Below are 19,376 nucleotides of genomic sequence, written 5' to 3'. Positions count from 1 at the left end.
TCTAAAGTCAACTTATCCTGTTGTTTATACAATTCCAAAGCTTTGCCATAAGCTAACTGCATTGACTGTAAGTTTTGAATTTCTCCACGACCATTTTTTATATTTAATAAAACCCACCCTAAATTATGATAAGCTTCTGCATAATTTGGATTTTTTTGAATTGCTTTTTCTAGAAAATATTTGGCTACCAACCATTGTTGTTGACGAGCTAGTAATGTGCCTAAACGAAATAGAGCAATTTCATTTTGATGATTTGTACTAATATTTTTATATATTGAAATAGCAGCTTGATAGTTTCCCTGATGTTCATAAGCAATGCCTAAATTCAAAAATATCCAATCTGGAAGATCTGCTAAATGGGAAGCTTTTTCTAGAAAAATAATCGACTCTTGCCATTGATTTTTACAACCTAGTTTCCAACCTTTGTATCCCCAAGCAAAACTACTATTAGGTACTTTATTCAATAATTAATAATTAACAATTAATAATTAATAATTACCTCTTATGTAATAAAAGGATTGGGTTAAAAGAAATTTTTTTCTTTTCTTAATTGATTGGATATGGTTAGGTAATCCATCCATCCAAAGACCGCTTTTTCTCAATGAATGGAGAAGCTTTATACCTGAATTTTTCGGTAATAAATTATTCAATACTTATGTATACATTTGAGATTGCTTTACCTACTAATTCTTAGTCTAGAGCAATTATCAAATAAGGATATAGCCAAGACAGTAAATTTTGCCGATAATTACTATGATATTTTTGGGCAGTTGTTATTGCTTGCCTAATATAACGAATGGCTTATAACAACTGTTTTTGGTTAACTAAAATCCAGCTTTTTAATCCTAGTGCAAAAGCAGAATTATTATCTAGTTCTAGGGCGCTATCGCATACTATTAAAGCTTCTTCCCATCTTCCATTTTTGGCTAAAGACCAAGCTAAATTAGCTTGTATCCAAGATAATTTTGGTGATAATTTTACTGCTTTTTTTAACTCTTGAAGTGCCTCTTGCCATTTTTCTTGGCGACAATTTATTAAACCTAAAACTCCATAAGCTCTACCATCATTAGGGTTAATTTTAATGGCTTGATTAGCTGCAATAATAGCTTGGCGATCGTCAATATAAACTAATAACATTGCTAGTTCTACTGCGACGATACTATTATCAGGTTCTTTTAATAAACATTGTTGATAAGCTGTGACTGCTTCTGTTAGTTTTTCTTGTTTTAAAATCTGCCTTGCTTGCTTTAAATTTTGAGAAATAAATTTACCTTTAAGTGCATCAATTAATTCATCAGCAGTTTGAAAACGTTCTTCTATTTCCAGCTTCATTCCTGTTAAAACAATTTGTTCTGTTTGGAAACTAATTGATGGTTCTATTTGGCGTGGAGAAATTAAATTTTCTGACCCTAACCTAGCGGGTGCTGCTACTGGCACTTTACCTGTTAAAGCATGATAAATTGAAGCGCAAATAGCATACAAATCTGTACTAGGATTAGATTTATTAAAGTTAGCGTATTGTTCTATTGGTGCATATCCAGGTGTTAACATAGCGGTCATTTTGTTAGTTAAACCTGCTAAAAATTCCCTGGCGGAACCAAAATCAATTAGGATAGCTTTATCTTGAGAGTTAATAATAATATTGTCTGGTTTAATGTCACGATGTAGGAAATTATTGGCGTGAACTAATTTTAAAGCTTCAGCGATTTGGATGAAATATTTTTTGACAATATTTTCTGGCAGTTTACCTCTTTCTCTCAAAATTTGAGATAGAGGTTTGCCTGCCACAAATTCCATTATTAAATAGGCGGTATTGTTAGCTTCAAACCAGTTAATTACTCTGACAATATTGGGATGAGTACATTTTTGTAGAGATTCTGCCTCAGTCTTAAATTTTTGGATTTGTTCCTGTTTAATTTGTGGTGAAATAGAGGGAGGCCAGATAATATTAATCCCATGTCTGAGAAATTTATCTGGGCAAAGTTCTTTAATAGCAACATTAGTAAAATTTTCTAAATCAATTGCTTGATAGGTAATTCCAAAACCACCTTCACCTAATGTTTTTTCTATTCTGTATTTACCTTGCTGAAGTAGAGTACCACTAGGAAGTTGATATCCCACTGAATTTAAAGTTGTTAAAGCACAACCACAGGCAGTACAAGTAATGAGTGTATGAAGATTTTCTGAGCCACAAACCGGGCATTTGATTAACATTTTATTGAGAATAGGGAGCTTACTAAATAATGAATAATGAATAATTAATAATTAATAATTAGACAGTGCGAAGTTCTTGGAATAACTATTGCTAGCTAGGGCTTTCAGCAATCTCAAGGTTGGAAGCTCTCTATTGATAGCTGTATGTGATTTAAGCCTTTCCCAGTAATATTTTCAGCCTTTAAAGTAAATCATTTTTTAGGAGAACTTTGTACTCTCCTGTTAATAATTAAATAATACCATTTTGAAAAAAGAATGTTACGAATACTAAGAGCGATAAAAATAATTTTCAGGAGACATCCATTTGACAAAAAAGATGATTTCCGGCCTAAAAAGTGGTATTGAAGCCATTCCCATACGACTCCTGACTCCTGACTCCTGACTCCTAAAAAATCCCCCTGTTATTTGTAGCAAACATTTATCAAAATGGTATAATTCGGTAGTCCTGTAGATGTAGTGATTTAGGATGGAGAAAGGGAACAGGGAATAAGGAACAGAACAGCCTCTAAATTATAGGTTTCAAAAAAATAATCTCAGATCCATAGTTGAGCTTTTATCTGATTATCACTACTTGTACACGACTACGAATAATTCTTGCATTATTAATTATTAATTGTTAATTTACGTTCAAGTAATTAGAAATAGTAACCGAATTTTACCTATAGCAATTTCATCTCCTGAGTTTAATATTTCTGGTTTATTCATACGGTATCCAAACCGAGTTTTGCCTGTAGGTTTGATATAAATACCATTAGTCGAACCCATGTCTTTTATCTGCCATTGATTATTTTTAAAATAGATTTCTGCATGGGTTGAGGAAACAGTATTATCTCCATAAAATCCATCTAAATCAATTTCTACTGGTCCGATATCTGGGTTGAATTTACCAATAATGGCATTGTTATTATCGATAATAAATTCTGATATGGGCGCACCTACTTGTTTCGGGATAAGTTTAACAACAGTGCTAGTAATGAGAGTAAGATTAGTCGAATTTTTAGGTGTTATATTTGCTTTTTGCTCTGCTTCTATGCTCGGAGGTTTACTGATAGGTAGATTTGTAGATATTGATGTTGTTAGGGAGTAGTTTTCAAGATTTTGATTAATAGTTTTATCCTGGTTTACTGTTTTTTGATTTGTTTGGATAACTGTTTGTATTTCTCGCTTTTGAATACCTTTTTCTTGAGTTTCAAATAAAGTAGTTGATAATCTAATTTCTGAACCACAAATTTCACAAAATTGGTTTTTCTCTGAATTTCTATCATAAAAACATAAATTACAAGTAATAGTCATAAGTCAATATTCAGTAGTCAGTATTTAGTAGTTAGTAGTCAGTAGAAATAGCTTTAATCTTATTTATTATACGAAAGTTTGTCTGGTTTCTCCAATAAATATTTGAGGTAAATTTTTTGAGCGATTGTTTATTATTCAAACACCTTATTTTGGGAAAATTGAGAATAAAGATTACTTCGGGAGTCAAGAGTCAGTAGTCAGTAAAAATAGCTTTAATCTTATTTATTATACGAAAGTTTGTCTGGTTTCTCCAATAAATATTTGAGGTAAATTTTTTGAGCGATTGTTTATTATTCAAACACCTTATTTTGGGAAAATTGAGAATAAAGATTACTTCGGGAGTCAAGAGTCAGTAGTCAGTAAAAATAGCTTTAATCTTATTTATTACACGAAAGTTTGTCTGGTTTCTCCAATAAATATTTGAGATAAATTTTTTGAGCTATTGCTGATTATTCAAATACTTTCTTTTGGGAAAATTGAGAATAAAGATTACTTCGGGAGTCAAGAGTCAGTAGTCAGTAAAAATAGCTTTAATCTTATTTATTACACGAAAGTTTGTCTGGTTTCTCCAATAAATATTTGAGATAAAGTTTTTGAGCTATTGCTGATTATTCAAATACTTTCTTTTGGGAAAATTGAGAATAAAGATTACTTCGGGAGTCAAGAGTCAGTAGAAATAGCTTTAATCTTATTTATTATACGAAAGTTTGTCTGGTTTCTCCAATAAATATTTGAGGTAAATTTTTTGAGCGATTGTTTATTATTCAAACACCTTCTTTTGGGAAAATTGAGAATAAAGATTACTTTGGGAGTCAAGAGTCAGTAGAAATAGCTTTAATCTTATTTATTATACGAAAGTTTGTCTGGCTTCTCCAATAAATATTTGAGGTAAATTTTTTGAGCGATTGTTTATTATTCAAACACCTTCTTTTGGGAAAATTGAGAATAAAGATTACTTGAGCAGTCAGTAGTCAGTAGCAATAGCTTTAATCTTATTTATTACACGAAAGTTTCTCTGGTTTCTCCAATAGATATTTGAGATAAATTTTTTGAGCGATTGTTTATTATTCAAACACTTTCTTTTGGGAAAATTGAGAATAAAGATTACTTGAGCAGTCAGTAGTCAGTAGCAATAGCTTGAATCTCATTTATTACACGAAAGTTTCTCTGGTTTCTCCAATAGATAAGATATTTGAGATAAATCTTTTGAGCTATTGCTGATTATTCAAACACTTTCTTTTGGGAAAATAGAGAACAAAGATTACTTGAGCAGTCAGTAGTCAGTAGCAATAGCTTGAATCTTATTTATTAAACGAAAGTTTCTCTGGTTTTTCCAATAGATATTTGAGATAAAGTTTTTGAGCTATTGCTGATTATTCAAATACCTTCTTTTTTTAATAAAAGTCTAGGGGTGGTAATGCTCCTATTTTTGGTTCTATATCAGATAAGTCTGGATAAATAAGTGAAGGAATTTCTTGATTTCCTGATTCTGTAAGATTGTGAATATTCTGATGATTAAGTTTAACTAAGTCGAGAATAATACTGCTGTCTCTATATCCTTCTTTGATATCTTGAATCCAAGTTTTGATAATTATTTGTAAGTGACTATCATTGATTTGATGCCCACTTTTAGTTTCTAGTTCATCTCTGATTTTCTGGCAGATTAGAGGAGTAAAAAAAATTAGGGGATTATTTTCATAATTTTCTTCTAAGTCTACAGTATATCTATATTGTTGATTAGTATTTTTGTTGGTAAGACTCAGGGAATATTGTACCATAATAATTATAGTAATGTAAGCATTTAGTTATTAGGATTCAGCATTTCCTGCGAAATGCTAGGTATTCATGTCGCGCAGCTAAACAGATGGCTGAAGGTAATAACTTACTAAGGTTAATTGGTGACCAATTTCATTCATAATTTTAATTCTCCTTAAAGACTAATTCCTCCTTCGCTATGATAATAAGTTCATAACTTATAGCTGATAGTTGATAGCTGAATGCTGACCATTTTTTCAATTAAAAATTCGCGCATTAAAAGTAAAAAAAATTGCTTATAAGTGAAGTTCAATAATTGTTTAATTAAGGATTCAAGCCTCGTTTTTTAGAACGAAAAAATCAAAAATATTTTCCTTATTTTAAGCCTCTGACTTTAGGCATATAATTTTGAATTAATAATTTTGAATTGATTTGACTAACTAATTAAGTCTAACGGCATCTATTGCCCAATTTTGATTAGCAGAATTCCAGACTAAAAATAACTGCAGAGATTGAGTAAGATTTTCTCCTGATTTTTTTGTATATTTTACCAGGACATCTATTATAGCTGTATCTGTATTTGTCTGAATTTTTTGAACATCTTGAATCAGAATATTACTGATTCCTGACCACCAATCATAATAAGAATTATAACCCTCTGGATGTAATTTTTGATTATTCTGAAAACTTACTGATAGTTGATTCCAAGCTTGCTGATATTTCCCTTGATTTAGATTTGAATAATAATTTTTTACTGCTTCTTCAGCAGAACTTTTAGTTGAGGTATTTTCTCCTTTCGATATTGACGGAGAAGTTGATTTTGTGTTTTTTGAACTAACCACAGAAGATTCTGATATTGGCAGATCGCCTAAACTCATTTCCAGGTTAAATTCTGCGGATTCAGTAGGACTAGAAACTTGCACAATATATTCTCCTGTTAGAGGTAAGTTAATAAACATTTGTTCTCCAGAAATAGGAGAATCTTTCTGTGCAGCTATGATTAATTCCCGCCGTTGTAATAATTTGGTATTTGGGGCAAATATCCAAATACAAACATTGCTTGTAATTCTATAGTTAAAATCTTTGCCTGTTCTGGCATAAAATTTATATCCAAGGTGTTTTTCGGAGTTAACACTATCAGATATCTTGATAATACTTTCAGTTAAAGATAAAGATTTAGTCTCTGTTTTATCCAGACGGACTACTGGTTTTTCTGGGCATTCAATAAAGGTAGGAGTGGGTGATGTGATAGGTAAATATGATTGATTTTCTGTAGTAGAAAAGTTACTACACCCACAGATAATTGAAATAGTGACATATAGTGGTAGTTTCTTCATATATTAATTTGTGCATAGATTAATTGGTTATAAAATTAATATTTGCTGTTTGAACTGATTAGATTTAATTAGGAGGTGTCTGCAAACTTACTATACTGAATAAGATTACTCAAACTAGATGATTCAGATGGTAAATATAGCTGCCGCACTTGCTCCACTAATGCTTATACAATGGCGTCCCAAGCTCCATTTATCTCGCTCCTTGATATTCTTTTAGTCCCAACCATCATAAGCGCTTCTCAGTAAAAAACTTCTATCCAATTTCTGTTTGAGTAAGTGTTTACTATCCAGTCAGATGTTACTTTTGAATTCTCAACATTTGTAGGACTTACGCAAAGAAACCGAGTTTTTAGAATAAATCGTTGTTTTTAACAATTAACATTGAGGAAAAAACCCGGTTTCTGGGTTCGCCTGTGTAAGTCCTGATTTATAACAAAACAATCAATTTCTGTTGCCTCTTCTATAGAACTAGCATTTATAACGTACTTCAAAAGTTCTTTCTCTTTTGAGGTGTGAAATCGATTATCTAAATGTTGTAACCCAAACTATTTTTGGTTTTTCTACACTTAAGATAATCGATTTTAGTTTCTGTACTGGTAAGCTTTTTGTTTAACTATTACTTGACTTTTCGGTTTTTTATAATTCCTCCTAGATATTTTAATTTCCTTTCTTCAAGTTTTTGCACAAATGTTATCAAAATAATTAGGTCTAAAACCCCGCCTTTTAAGGCGAAATGTTTTTGGAGCGGGGCTCAAATCCCCATTACAAAAATAACTTCTGTAGGGGCGATTCGCGAATCGCCCCTACGACTCCTGACTCCTAATTAGCACTAAAATCTTACAACTTAAATAGAATTGCTATCTTTATTTCAGAAATCTAAAGCTAAAGCTCCTTGGTAGAAAATGAAACTAAACAACCAAGCTAAAGTTAATGGAAATACCAAAGAAAGTAAAGAAAACTTCCATGATTTTGCCTCTTTAAACAAAGTTGCTAAAGTAGATAAACATGGAGTATAAAGTAAACAAAAAATACAAAAACTATATCCTTGAATAAAGCTAACTGTCTCAGTAATATTGCTACTAACATTTTGTTCGCTCATGCTGTAAATAACTGCTAAAGAACTGATAACAATTTCCTTAGCAATAAATCCAAAAAATAAGGATAATGTTAAATAAGGATTGATACCAATAGGCTCCATAATAGGACTCATAAATTGACCAATTTGACCGCCTATTGTATCTAATCCTGTTGCCCCTGGAGGTAAACTTGTGAGTATCCAAACTGCAATACAACCAACAGTAATAAAACCAGATGCTCTAGCTAAAAATTCTCTGACTTCTCCCCAACTTCTTAGAAAAATTTGTTTAAATGTAGGCAAACGATAAGGTGGTAGCTCTAAAATGAAAGGTTCTTCATTTTTATATACTCCTTGAAATAATGCTGCGGTGATAATAGCAACCATAAAACTGAGGATATATAGAGAGAATAAAACTATCGCTCCATTACCATTAGGAAATACTGCTGCAATGATAAATACAAATACTTGCAGTCGTGCCGAACATAAACCAAAAGGAATAATTAACATGGTTAATAGTCGTAAAGCACGCGATCGCATGACCCTAGTTCCCATTAATGCCGGAACGTTACAACCAAACCCCATTATGTGCAGTACAAAGCTACGTCCATCTAAACCTAATCTTGCCATAAAGGCATCCATTAAATAAGCGGAACGTGATAGATAACCACTATCTTCTAACAGTGCCATAATTATAAAAAATACGATAATTAATGGTACAAAAGAAGCAACTGTAGTTACCCCTGCCCAAAGTCCATTAATTAGAAAGTTTTGAAGTAGCTGTGGCAAAGGTTGAACTAGAGGTTCAACAATTGATGATTCTATCGAATCAACTACAATTTCGAGAAAGTCTATTGAAGGAAGTCCGATATTCCAAACTGCCCAAAAAATTAAGAACATTCCCAGGAAAAATAAAGGTAAACCCCAGACAGGATGAAGCAGAATTTTATCGACTTGAGCTGTGAAATTTGTTGCCATTTCGGAAGGCATAACCACAGTTCCATCTAAAACAGCATCTATTTGACTAATAGAAATATTTTCCTCTGTTTCTAAAATCTCTAATTTGACTGAATTTTTACTCTCTTTTAACTGTTCAGAAATTGCCATGTATGCCTTCATATATCCTTTGCCATATTTAGCGCTTATTAACAATACTGGCATTTCCAAACGTTGAGATAATTCTTCCGTATCTATTTTAATCCCATATTGTTTAGCTTCATCTGACATATTGAGCATCAAAACTGCTGGAAAACCCAAAGCTTTTACCTGTAGTGGCAACACAATTTGACTATCAATTTGTGAGGCATTAATAACTACTATTATTAAGTCAACAGAATTATTTTCCAGGAATTTTTGAACAACTTTTTCATCTTCCGAAAAACCATTGAAATTATAAACTCCTGGTAAGTCTACAAATTGTGTTATTTCGTTATTTATTTTGACCTCAGCTTGCAAGATATCGACTGTTATTCCCGGCCAATTTCCGACATGAGCAGAAACTCCGGTAATGCGATTAAAAAATGTGGATTTTCCTGTATTTGGCATCCCTATTAAAGCAACTCTTTTTGTTGCATTAGTAGATGATTTAGAGATTGTTGTTGTATTGTTATGACTTGTCATTTCAGTTATCAGTTATCAGTATTTACTACTGAAGTAGAAGGTTAAAAATACTAAATTTTATTTTTTTATTCCCTAGTAATCCTAGATAGGTTCTAAGATTTTATCTAACTGGGTTTGGTCTCCTTTCCCCAAACAAAAATCGGATAAAAACTATAGCAATTCACCCTTATGTTCTAACATTTTATTGTAGGAGTTTGGCCTCCTTTCCTCAAACAAAAATCGGATAAAAATTATAGTAATTCACCCTTATGTTCTAACATTTTATTGTAGAAGGTTTGGTTTCCTTTCCCCAAACAAAAATCGGATAAAAACTATAACAATCCGCTTTTATGTTCTAAGATTTTATCTAAGGGGGTTTGGTCTCCTTTCTCCAAGGGAAAATCGGATAAAAATTATAGTAATCCGCCCTTATGTTCTAACATTTTATTAGAGGAGTTTAGTCTCCTTTCCCCAAACAAAAATCGGATAAAAATTATAACAATCCGCTCATTTCATTTTAGACATTTCCAATAATAAAAAATTAAATCAATTATAGGTACAAATATTAACGTTCGGATGTTTAATATTTTACTATCCACACCTTGTAGATCGTTTGTCCGAAATATGCTGTAACTAATAAAATAATAGAAATTAATATTAATAATGATATAGTTTTAACTTGTTCCATTAACTCTATTACAGACTTGGGAATCATTTGAGAACCTTCGTATAAATTTATTTCATCATTTCTATATGTTTTAATAACTATCATTTCTGCTTCATGGGGTCGGATAGCTATTTCTGTGGTTGCTCCAACTCGAATGTGCAATGGCCCATTAAATCTAGCTTTTCGTAAGACTTGCACTGATTTATCAGAAACTACTCCCATTGCTGCTAGTCTCTGAACAATTCCTTGTTCCCCATCAGTATTTATGACGCGATCGACTGTTGCTATTTGTCCTACTTCTAAATCGGCTACATTCATTTGGATTATCTCTGATGCTATTTTTAAACCTAGTTTGTCAACGTCTATAAAACTCATTTGCTATCTTTTATATTGATTTTCCTTCCTACAACATTAGCGATATAGCAGTCGTACTTGCTCTACCTTTCATGTCAGCTCTGGCCACCGAAACCCGTTTCATGTGGCGCAGCGTTTCATGTTGGCTATACTTTTTTGTTGAATAAAAAATCATGTCTAGGGGCGAACGACGCCATCTAAACTTTATAGTATCACAAAAATTTTGAGGAGACAACCGAAATTTCTTTGGCGCGCGGATTTTTTTAGGGGCTTCATAAAATGAAAATGTTGGAAGTTTGCCACTGAGGGATGGAGAGAAAAATTTAATCAGGCGATCGCAAGCATTTATTAGAAGCTCCAGAAAATGACAAGATTTCTGATGTTTCCCTGAGATTAATTCCTTGATCTCTGATTTTCCTTAGAATCAGGAAATTTAGTTGAATAAAAAGTCATTTGCATGGGCGAACGACCCCATCTAAACTTTATAGTATCACAAAAATTCTGAGGAGACAACCGAAATTCCTTTGGCGCGAGGATTTTTTTTTATGAGCTTCATAAAATGAAAATATTGGCGATTTTCTACTGAAGGATGGATAGAAAAATTTAATCAGGCAAGCACAAGCATTTATTAGAAGCTCCAGAAAATGACAAGATTTCTGATGTTTCCCTGAGATTAATTCCTTGATCTCTGATTTTCCTTAGAATCAGGAAATTTAGTTGAATAAAAAGTCATGTGCATGGGCGAACGATGCAATCTAAACTTTATGATATCACAAAAATTCTGAGGAGACAACCAAAATTCCTTTGGCGCGCGGATTTTTTTAGGAGCTTTATAAAATGAAAATGTAGGGCATTTGCCACTGAGGGATGGATAGAAAAATTTAATCAGGCAAGCACAAGCATTTATTAGAGCTAATGAAAATGACAAGATTTCTGATATTTTTCCCTGAGAAAAATTCCTTGATATCTGATAGTTGATACAAGTGCAATAAGTGTAGGTTGGGTTGAAGTAAGAAACCCAACAATAATCTTTTTCCCCTACTCCCTACTCCCTACTCCCTACTCCCTAAAAAGAGATAGAAAAATCACTAACCCAACCTCGTTGCACAAACAATGGAAGTAACGAACCAACATCAACTTGAGGCTCAACATCAACGAGTTTTTCACAGATAATTTCAAATGGATAATTTCCTTGAAAAGCAGTTAATAATTCCCATTCTTCATCATTAGGTAAATCAATTCGCATATCATAATTTTGTCGCCACAAAAATATTTTTACCCCACCCTCATCTAAACTTACTATCTCATTGCCTTGATAGTCAGGTTGATTGACTTGCCAAATTCGATGGATAGGATAAAGAGACTCTAAAAGCACGCTATTTTTAGGTATATAAAAAATTAAATCTCCCCATTTTTCTTGAGGAATTTCACCCAAAGCTTGAAAATCCAAACCCCTTGTATTTTCACCACAAAAAATTCGATGCCAATGCCATTCTAAACGCGCCACATCTGACAGATATGGTAAATGTTTTACTGGTTCAAAATTAGCCAGAAAATCTGGAAATTCTTCCCCATAATCTCCTAAATCTGGCGATAAACAAGGAAACTGATTAATAAATTTTAATGCAGTTGCATCAAAAAACTTTTCACCCACTAATTGAGAACAAACCGGATAAATTGAGGCTAATGTATTACTTAAATTTCCAACAACATTATTTTGGTAAATTGCCAAACTTTCCGCAGGTGTTAAATTATGCGGTGCTTTGATATGTTTACTTAATTCTTCGATGCTTAAATTATCTCTTTCGTAAACAGCTCGTAGAAATAAATTTTGTAGAGCGATCGCTTCCATTACCTTACATTTTATAATAATTTTTCAGCTTTATTTGCTTCTGCCATTTATGGTAAATGTTTTACTGGTTCAAAATTAGCCAGAAAATCTGGAAATTCTTCACCATAATCTCCTAAATCTGGCGATAAACAAGGAAACTGATTAATAAATTTTAATGCAGTTGCATCAAAAAACTTTTCACCCACTAATTGAGAACAAACCGGATAAATTGAGGCTAATGTATTACTTAAATTTCCAACAACATTATTTTGGTAAATTGCCAAACTTTCCGCAGGTGTTAAATTATGCGGTGCTTTGATATGTTTACTTAATTCTTCGATGCTTAAATTATCTCTTTCGTAAACAGCTCGTAGAAATAAATTTTGTAGAGCGATCGCTTCCATTACCTTACATTTTATAATAATTTTTCAGCTTTATTTGCTTCTGCCATTAATACTTCAAAACTGGGAATATCAGTATCCCATTCTATTAAAGTCGGTACAGCGCCAAACCTAATTAATGCTTCTTGATATAATTCCCAAACTGGAGGATGCACGGGATAACCGTGGGTATCTAATAGATAATTTTCCTTTTCTTCGTAACCTGCTAAATGAATTTCTTTGACTCTTGTTTTTGGAATACCATCCAGATAAATTAGAGGCTCAATTCCATTATTTATAGCATTAACATAAAGATTATTTACATCCAAAAGTAAGTAACAGTCTGCTTTTTTGAGCAATCCTTCAATAAACTCCCATTCTGACATACTTGAATCTGTAAAACTTAAGTATGGGGAGGGATTTTCAATCAAAATTTGCCTTCCTAAAAATTCTTGTACTTGCAGAATCCGGGATGCCACAAAATCCATTACCTCCTCTGTATAAACAAGAGGAATTAAATCATTAAGATAGTGATTATTCACAGATATCCAAGATAAATGTTCAGAAATTAAATCTGGTTCAACTTTTGCTGCTAAATTTTTTAAGCGAGTTAAATAATCTAAATTTAATGGATCTGTGGAACCCAGAGACATCCCTACTCCGTGGAGAGTAACTGGATAATCTTGACGAATTTTTTCTAAATGAAATATTGGTAAACCACCCGCACAAAAATAATTATCTGATAAAACTTCAAACCAATTTACTTTCGGTTTTTGACTAAGGATATATTGATAATGTACAGAACGTAAACCAATGCCTGCCCCTTGAATTGAGCGTGAATTAATGTAGGGAATATTTTGATTTGTTTGCCACTTATAACTAATCTCAAGTTCTAATTTTTTAGATTGTAAGTCGGTTGTCATTTCAGTTATCATACTAAATCCGGTTTACCGAAAAAATCAGGTTTAAAGCCTCTCCTTGAAAGGAGAAAAAAAATTATTTTTAACCAATCTTTCTATTACAGAAGAGGTAATTATTAATTATTAATTGTTAATTCTTGAAAAAGAACCTTTATTCTGAAGGTAAGGCATAAGGCATAAGGCAGAAGGTTTAGAAAAGAACTTTAAAAACGTGGTGCATGATAACCGGATTTGGTATCAGTTATAAGTTATCAATACCTCCTAGTTCAGTAGAAGGTAATGATAACTAAAGTTTCTTCTTTTCATCACCTTAAAAAAGGAACCTATTGACCTGATTTTTTTGGTCATAAGCTGTTTTTCTGAAAAAGGATATAGCATTTTTTAATCTTTAAGCTAATTTGATGGCAAATAGAAATAAAGAAAGAGGTATTTCTTATATAAAAATTTTTCTCTTCTTGATTCTATTAACCTTAAATCACAGCTTTATTCCAAAATGCCATAACTTTTGTCAAAATAACTTCAATTTTTAGCTAATATCTAATATGTAGTGAGCTTATTTATTTTATTTTGGTTTCTTAACAGTTCCACCAACAATCTTCTCGCAAGTACCTTCAGGAACCGCAACCCACTCTTCTGGATCTCCATCTTTTGTAGCTTTACCTGCACAGTCATGTTTGCTAGTACCACAATCATTTTTACCTGCTTTAGCAATACCAGCACATTTTTCCATACCTTCTTCTAGAGCAAGAGCTTCCTGACTATTGCCTAAAGTAGCAATACCAACAGCTAATACACCAGTCATAGCAGTAGCTAAAGCTAACTTTTTGTTGATGTTTTTCATAATTTTTTATGCTCCAATTAATCAATTTCAATCTTCTGGAATAAAGTATCTACAATTGATATTAAAACAGTCTTTGAAAAATCTGAGACTTAGCTGAGAAACTGGTAAATAGTTGGTGAGTATTTTTGATCGTTATAATTGGTATTTTTCTCTCGCCCTATGTGTCATTTCAGTTATCAGTTATCAGCTTATAATAGACACTTTAAAACTTGTCATGGCCAAGGAATAACCGGGTAGCATCTTTAGTAATTCCCACATTGCTGAAATACAAAATTATCAGTTTGAGGGAATCAGGAAGAGGAAAGAAAAAATATAAGTATACCTCATGCTTAGTCAAAAATGCTATAGGATCTTAGTAATTAATTTTTAGTCAACAATTATCCGTAAAATTATGCAACTTCAAACTATTTGGCAAATCGGCAGTAATAACCCAGAAAATCCCAATAATCTAGATACTATTCGTCAATGGTGGGAAGCTCTAGAAGGAAAAGAAGTTACCTGGCGACAACGACTAATTCCTGATAGTGGAGATATTTCAGAACTTGATTGGGAACCACAAAGATTTGATGAAATATTTCCTATTTCTCAACCAGAAATTCGTGGCATTACTCTTTATTGGAAGAAACCTAATTCTCCAACAGAAAGTAATACAACTGTGCAAAAGTTAGCACTACATCATACTCGTCAGGAATTATATATTTTTCCACAATCTCAACAAAAATTGGTAATTCGAGTTGCATTACCAAAAGTTAAATATCAAAGAATTGAACTGAATAATCATGAAGTTTTTGTAGAAAATAATATTCTGTTATTTCAGGATGCCAAGCAGTTATTAGAAGTACAAGTTAAATTAACTTCTGAACAGTTGAATCAATTAAAGGAAAAACTGAAATAGATACAAAATATTTTACTTTTGTAAGGCATATCCATCGCAGGCAAGATGTCCGCACTGGGAATATTTAATTGTTAATATAGTAATCAGAAATGAGATGTGAGAAAAAAAATAGGGGTTTGGTCTCCTTTCCCCAAGCGCTAAGGGATTTGGAAACCAAACCCCTACGATAAAATTTTACAACCTATGCGCGGATTGCTATATCTATACTTAAATAGATAGAGCAGATTCCACTTTTATGAGGCACATCTATCGCGGAAAAGATGTCCGCAATAGGGAATATTTAATTGTTAATATTTGTACTTCATATATTTGGAATATGCTGTATCTCCTGAAAAGAGGGAGTAGGGAAAAATAATTGATTATTAACAAGATAATTTAACTGCTTCCATAGAGGTTTTGTTATTTACAACCCACATTCGGCACCTCAACTTTTAACGTTAAAAGTAATATAAGAATTGGTAGCTTGATAAATATTTATACTGTATCAATCATCTTGATTTACTTTGTCATTCTGTGAAGCTCCTAAAAAAATCGGCGCGTCGAAGAATTTTCCCTTCCATTTTCACAATTTTTGTGATAAGTTAAATATTAACTGGGGTAATTCGCCTATATGCATGACTTTTTATTCAACAAAGATTTTTTGGTAAGGGGCGATAGAACTCCGTTCCGCTCCGCGAACGCTCATATTTAGGGTTTGCTGAAAAAAGCAGAGTAGGGGAGTGTGGGAAGTGTGGGAAGTGTGGGAAGTGTGGGGAGGGTGGGAAGAGAAAGAAATTAGGAGGAATAATTGTGAAAGTAATTTTTCTATCTTTGGTCTTCCTAAAATCCTAACTTTTTGGTAATTATATTGGGAAAAGCTGCACTTTTTCGGGATTTAAAAAGGCTATAACCTTTATCTATAAAGACTGTGATATTTATTCAGCAAACCCTATTTAGGAATTTTTCCTATCACTCCTGACTCCTGAATTTATACTAAATTGTATAGCGCGGAATGTAGATTACAAAATCTCCTCTTTTTCTGCTATATAACTTATGCAAAGAAACAAACAAACCTGGTTTCTCAGTTTTGCGTAAGTCCTGATGCTAATTATTTTTTATGTCCTATCAAATGATTGAACTGAACGTAATGTGGGGAGCTAATTTTTAACATCTTTTCTGGAGTATCGTGGATATTAGCTTTAGATTCATATCGTGTTTTACTCTTAGGTATTTTGATATTCTTAAAACTGACAAAACGGTATTTGTAATCATCAAGAAAATCTTCTTTCTCCCAAAATGATTTACCAATTGCCTGACAATATTCAACAAAACATTTTGCCCCTTTTAGTTGCTGGATAATCTCTTTCTCTTTAGATGTCTTTTTTCCTCCCTTCATTTCAATACAGACGATAAATTTTTCTGCTTTGCTAATATTAGCAATAATGACAAAATCTGCACGTTTACATTCACCGCGACTTCCCTGGAAAATTTCTTTTGGTACGCTAAAAGTATCGACTTTAATCACAATAACTTTTTGATCATCCGGCATTCCATGAATAGTTACACTGTAGTTATCAGATTCTTCTTTAAGTTCTACAATATTTTTCTGATATTTAGATTCTAATTTTTCTATAGCTGTCGGTTGAATCATCTTTTTAAGGATAAAAATATCAGAATCAACCATCAATCTTCACCCCAGACTATTGCTTCCTGAATTCGATTCATTTTTTCAATAGTTGTATCAAAACTACGAGCTTCAATACCCATTTCCGGGTCAATATTTGCTAGAGTTAAAGTCTGGCATTTAGTTTTTCTTTGATTACCTTCTCGCTGAATGTATTTTTCTTCAGCAATGTACACCTTAATCTTTTCAGCAGATATTAATTCTTCTGTTTGATAACCCTCTTCCTCGGCAATGCGCTTAAGATGAGGTTTATCGTGATTCAGCATAATTAGTGTATTTAATTCTTTGATAATGTAATCGCTATGGGTAGTAATAAAAACCTTAATTCCCAAATTAATAAGTCGAGCAAATAGTCGAGCAACACGACGCTGGTTTTCGGGATGTAGATTTAACTCAGGTTCGTCTACCATCAGTAAGTCGCCAAGTTGAGCTTCGTGCTTTAGATAAAAACCAATATCTAGTAAAGAACGCACCGCACTAGAACTTTCCCACATAGATAGTCTGACTTGTTCCCCTTGTGGCAAATAATAGAGTTCGTCATTGGAAGTAACTCGATACTCACCTCCAATAATATCGGCGAAATCATTCAAAACTTCAGGATGCTCATTATAAAGAAAACTACGCTTTTTGGAAATTCTCTCTAGTTCTCTTGTAAAGTCTACATTTTTTCCAACTGGAAATGGATAATCTTGATATCCTCTCAATAAAAGTTCTCTTGGATCGATATCATAGTCTGTCTGACTCATTTCTTTAAGCAAAAGGTTGTGGGAAAAATTTAACTCTTTACGAAAAATAGCAGCACCTGTTCTTTCTGCACTAGCAACAAAAGGTTTAGGAAAAAGTTGAGAAAAAATAATTTTTTTGAGAGCATCTGCAACAATCTCCTTAAGAACCTTAGTAGGAATTTTAACTTTTTTTTGTTGAACTAGAAGAATCACAACTAATTCTGTACTATCATCATTTTTAGTAAGTGAAAAAATCCCACCACTTGGCAAACTGATTTCGTACTCAAATTTCCTCTTCAAATTAATGTCATTTACATCAAAAATTACATCAAATTTTGTTTGTTTGAACTTTTCAGGTGCTGCTGCAAAAATATTTGGTAATTTCTTGGTATATTCTTGACAACCTTTAGTAACGATTTTTTGACTCTGTTTAATGTATTCTTGTATGTCAATATGAATCACACCTTCAGCAAATAATTGCTGAATTCTATCGTCGATATCAATAGAAAGTATCCTTTCCCAAGTAAACAAAAACCCAAATAAAGCATAAGCAGCATAAGTCTTGCCAGTATTGTTACTTCCACAAATAATTGTCAGATCGGCAAGGGTAAATTCAGCTTGCTTTAATACGCCAAGATTTTGGATTTTAATTTTCATTCTTTACAATTCCTCAAATGGTTATTAGCTCCAAATGCAACAGGAAAACCTCGATCGCTCCTAGATTTATAACTTTTTAATCTAAATACTTTTCCCTGTTTAAATACAGATAAAGGCAAGTGCTTTTTCAAACCTAAAAAAGTACCAGTTTTTCAGTTCCTACAACAGCAAAAAATTAGTATTTTGAGGAGACAAGATTAACTCTCCCAACTCTCCCCATCTTCCCCACACTCTGCTTTTTTCAGCAAACCCTAAATATACTCCCACTCATTAAAAGTAGCACCTTGACCACATTGTTGTTGATTTTCATCTAGAAGATTCCAGACAATAGTATTTGAAATCAAAAACCGTTTGCCTTTGCTGGAAATACGAATCCCCCGATAATCACTAATATATCCTTGAGTTTTTGCCTGGTTCAGTAATAGTTCGCGATCTTCGTGTTCTGAAGGTTGTACTGTCTTACGAGATGGAGTACAAATGAACTGCTCCCAACTCATTTCCCACAAATCCAACGCTTGCTGATTACCATAATTGAAGATCGGGTTTTCTTCCATACCATGAGAAGCAATAACAAATGGTGCTTCCCATAATGCTTGAGCCATAAATTCCCGCGTTCCATCTATATCCAGTAGAGATTTACCAGTCCAATATTTATAACTCAATAACAGTCTTTGAGTATGGCGAATTATAGTTTCTTGTTTCCAGGGATATAAGATATTTTCAGTCATTGATGATTTTTCAACAGTTAATCATCAAAAATTCTATCTTGACTTTTTACCCTTTTCAAGGGAAGACTATTTCATTATGAAATAATTTCTGAAAAAAGCTGTAGAGGTTTGGTTTGTAAATCCCATTTTGGTGCTTGGTTTAGAGACAAAATCCCCACAATAAAATGTGACAAACTATTTAAGATAGCTATATATTTCAGTCTCAAAAATTTCTCGGTTTTTTGAAGATTAATTTTCCTAGTATTATCTGGCTAAATTTACTCTCTATAAATCACTCAAAAAAATAGTTGAACAAGACCAAAATTCAATCATAAAAATCAAAAATCTGGTGCAGAGCATAAGAGATATAAAATATTTTCAGTCATTGATGATTTTTCAACAGTTAATCATCAAGAATTCTATCTTGACTTTTTACCTTTGAAAAGAGAAGACTATTTTATTA

The 19,376-nt window shown here is 32.6% G+C and carries 17 protein-coding genes and 1 pseudogene; 2 read left to right on the top strand and 16 right to left on the bottom strand.

All coding sequences use genetic code 11. The features are described from left to right. From F6K40_RS19740 to F6K40_RS19685, 13 genes and pseudogenes are all read right to left on the bottom strand, one after another. The coding region (locus F6K40_RS19740) for a tetratricopeptide repeat protein (protein ID WP_293138810.1) at positions 1-464 on the bottom strand (464 nt) is incomplete at its 3' end. A 337-nt stretch (positions 465-801) separates the two neighbouring features. Beyond that, entirely contained in the window at positions 802-2,214 is a 1,413-nt protein-coding gene (locus tag F6K40_RS19735; RefSeq protein ID WP_293138809.1) for a serine/threonine-protein kinase, read from the bottom strand. 627 nt (positions 2,215-2,841) lie between these two features. Further along, positions 2,842-3,507 (bottom strand): FHA domain-containing protein, encoded by a 666-nt coding sequence (locus tag F6K40_RS19730; protein ID WP_293138808.1) that lies wholly within the window; start codon positions 3,505-3,507, stop codon positions 2,842-2,844. Positions 3,508-4,901: 1,394 nt separating this feature from the next. After that, positions 4,902-5,285 (bottom strand): hypothetical protein, encoded by a 384-nt coding sequence (locus F6K40_RS19725; RefSeq protein WP_293138807.1) that lies wholly within the window; start codon positions 5,283-5,285, stop codon positions 4,902-4,904. 417 nt (positions 5,286-5,702) lie between these two features. Continuing rightward, positions 5,703-6,599 carry a hypothetical protein gene (locus tag F6K40_RS19720; protein WP_293138806.1) on the bottom strand — a complete coding sequence of 299 codons (897 nt, stop codon included), beginning with the start codon at positions 6,597-6,599 and terminating at the stop codon, positions 5,703-5,705. A 159-nt stretch (positions 6,600-6,758) separates the two neighbouring features. Beyond that, positions 6,759-6,922: pseudogene (locus tag F6K40_RS41385) on the bottom strand (IS701 family transposase); the annotation flags it as partial. 545 nt (positions 6,923-7,467) lie between these two features. Then, the gene (gene feoB, locus F6K40_RS19715; RefSeq protein ID WP_293138805.1) at positions 7,468-9,294 is read right to left on the bottom strand and encodes a ferrous iron transport protein B; all 1,827 of its coding nucleotides are present in this window, start codon (positions 9,292-9,294) and stop codon (positions 7,468-7,470) included. Between the two features lie 559 nt (positions 9,295-9,853). After that, positions 9,854-10,315 (bottom strand): FeoA family protein, encoded by a 462-nt coding sequence (locus tag F6K40_RS19710; RefSeq protein WP_293138804.1) that lies wholly within the window; start codon positions 10,313-10,315, stop codon positions 9,854-9,856. A 28-nt stretch (positions 10,316-10,343) separates the two neighbouring features. Then, positions 10,344-10,529 carry a hypothetical protein gene (locus F6K40_RS19705; RefSeq protein ID WP_293138803.1) on the bottom strand — a complete coding sequence of 62 codons (186 nt, stop codon included), beginning with the start codon at positions 10,527-10,529 and terminating at the stop codon, positions 10,344-10,346. Between the two features lie 831 nt (positions 10,530-11,360). Then, on the bottom strand, positions 11,361-12,146 hold the full coding sequence (locus tag F6K40_RS19700) for an HvfC/BufC N-terminal domain-containing protein (protein ID WP_293138802.1): 786 nt from the start codon (positions 12,144-12,146) through the stop codon (positions 11,361-11,363). Positions 12,147-12,193: 47 nt separating this feature from the next. Further along, complete coding sequence (locus F6K40_RS19695) at positions 12,194-12,529, bottom strand: HvfC/BufC N-terminal domain-containing protein (protein ID WP_293138801.1); 336 nt, start codon at positions 12,527-12,529, stop codon at positions 12,194-12,196. An 11-nt stretch (positions 12,530-12,540) separates the two neighbouring features. Beyond that, positions 12,541-13,428, bottom strand: a complete 888-nt coding sequence (gene bufB, locus F6K40_RS19690) for an MNIO family bufferin maturase (RefSeq protein WP_293138800.1) — start codon at positions 13,426-13,428, stop codon at positions 12,541-12,543. A gap of 559 nt (positions 13,429-13,987) precedes the next feature. Next, positions 13,988-14,266 carry a BufA1 family periplasmic bufferin-type metallophore gene (locus tag F6K40_RS19685; protein WP_293138799.1) on the bottom strand — a complete coding sequence of 93 codons (279 nt, stop codon included), beginning with the start codon at positions 14,264-14,266 and terminating at the stop codon, positions 13,988-13,990. Between the two features lie 391 nt (positions 14,267-14,657). Here F6K40_RS19685 and F6K40_RS19680 point away from each other — a divergent pair, with 391 nt between their 5' ends. Together F6K40_RS19680 and F6K40_RS19675 are read left to right on the top strand one after the other, a co-directional pair. Then, entirely contained in the window at positions 14,658-15,161 is a 504-nt protein-coding gene (locus tag F6K40_RS19680; RefSeq protein ID WP_293138798.1) for a hypothetical protein, read from the top strand. A 719-nt stretch (positions 15,162-15,880) separates the two neighbouring features. Next, positions 15,881-16,003 carry a hypothetical protein gene (locus F6K40_RS19675; protein WP_293138797.1) on the top strand — a complete coding sequence of 41 codons (123 nt, stop codon included), beginning with the start codon at positions 15,881-15,883 and terminating at the stop codon, positions 16,001-16,003. Positions 16,004-16,248: 245 nt separating this feature from the next. On the opposite strand, the gene F6K40_RS19670 is transcribed toward F6K40_RS19675, so the two are convergent. The 3 genes from F6K40_RS19670 to F6K40_RS19660 form a co-directional block, all read right to left on the bottom strand. Continuing rightward, the gene (locus tag F6K40_RS19670; RefSeq protein WP_293138796.1) at positions 16,249-16,824 is read right to left on the bottom strand and encodes a hypothetical protein; all 576 of its coding nucleotides are present in this window, start codon (positions 16,822-16,824) and stop codon (positions 16,249-16,251) included. Beyond that, positions 16,824-18,206 carry an AAA family ATPase gene (locus F6K40_RS19665; protein ID WP_293138795.1) on the bottom strand — a complete coding sequence of 461 codons (1,383 nt, stop codon included), beginning with the start codon at positions 18,204-18,206 and terminating at the stop codon, positions 16,824-16,826. Before F6K40_RS19665 ends, F6K40_RS19670 begins: the two co-directional genes overlap by 1 nt. A 251-nt stretch (positions 18,207-18,457) precedes the next feature. Next, positions 18,458-18,934 carry an MEKHLA domain-containing protein gene (locus tag F6K40_RS19660; protein WP_293138794.1) on the bottom strand — a complete coding sequence of 159 codons (477 nt, stop codon included), beginning with the start codon at positions 18,932-18,934 and terminating at the stop codon, positions 18,458-18,460. Positions 18,935-19,376: the final 442 nt, after the last annotated feature.

The sequence above is a fragment of the Okeania sp. SIO3I5 genome (genome assembly GCF_010672085.1).
Lineage (GTDB): Bacteria > Cyanobacteriota > Cyanobacteriia > Cyanobacteriales > Microcoleaceae > Trichodesmium.
The sequence above is the reverse complement of the archived record's forward strand: the minus strand, read 5'-3'. Positions and strand labels throughout refer to the sequence as shown.

What these genes read in the sequence shown, in the direction of transcription:
- F6K40_RS19730 (WP_293138808.1), bottom strand. Translation starts at nt 3,507, where the DNA reads ATGACTATTACTTGTAATTTATGTTTTTATGATAGAAATTCAGAGAAA.
- F6K40_RS19735 (WP_293138809.1), bottom strand. Translation starts at nt 2,214, where the DNA reads ATGTTAATCAAATGCCCGGTTTGTGGCTCAGAAAATCTTCATACACTC.
- F6K40_RS19725 (WP_293138807.1), bottom strand. Translation starts at nt 5,285, where the DNA reads ATGGTACAATATTCCCTGAGTCTTACCAACAAAAATACTAATCAACAA.
- feoB (WP_293138805.1), bottom strand. Translation starts at nt 9,294, where the DNA reads ATGACAAGTCATAACAATACAACAACAATCTCTAAATCATCTACTAAT.
- F6K40_RS19700 (WP_293138802.1), bottom strand. Translation starts at nt 12,146, where the DNA reads ATGGAAGCGATCGCTCTACAAAATTTATTTCTACGAGCTGTTTACGAA.
- F6K40_RS19720 (WP_293138806.1), bottom strand. Translation starts at nt 6,599, where the DNA reads ATGAAGAAACTACCACTATATGTCACTATTTCAATTATCTGTGGGTGT.
- F6K40_RS19685 (WP_293138799.1), bottom strand. Translation starts at nt 14,266, where the DNA reads ATGAAAAACATCAACAAAAAGTTAGCTTTAGCTACTGCTATGACTGGT.
- bufB (WP_293138800.1), bottom strand. Translation starts at nt 13,428, where the DNA reads ATGACAACCGACTTACAATCTAAAAAATTAGAACTTGAGATTAGTTAT.
- F6K40_RS19695 (WP_293138801.1), bottom strand. Translation starts at nt 12,529, where the DNA reads ATGGAAGCGATCGCTCTACAAAATTTATTTCTACGAGCTGTTTACGAA.
- F6K40_RS19710 (WP_293138804.1), bottom strand. Translation starts at nt 10,315, where the DNA reads ATGAGTTTTATAGACGTTGACAAACTAGGTTTAAAAATAGCATCAGAG.
- F6K40_RS19680 (WP_293138798.1), top strand. Translation starts at nt 14,658, where the DNA reads ATGCAACTTCAAACTATTTGGCAAATCGGCAGTAATAACCCAGAAAAT.
- F6K40_RS19670 (WP_293138796.1), bottom strand. Translation starts at nt 16,824, where the DNA reads ATGGTTGATTCTGATATTTTTATCCTTAAAAAGATGATTCAACCGACA.
- F6K40_RS19665 (WP_293138795.1), bottom strand. Translation starts at nt 18,206, where the DNA reads ATGAAAATTAAAATCCAAAATCTTGGCGTATTAAAGCAAGCTGAATTT.
- F6K40_RS19660 (WP_293138794.1), bottom strand. Translation starts at nt 18,934, where the DNA reads ATGACTGAAAATATCTTATATCCCTGGAAACAAGAAACTATAATTCGC.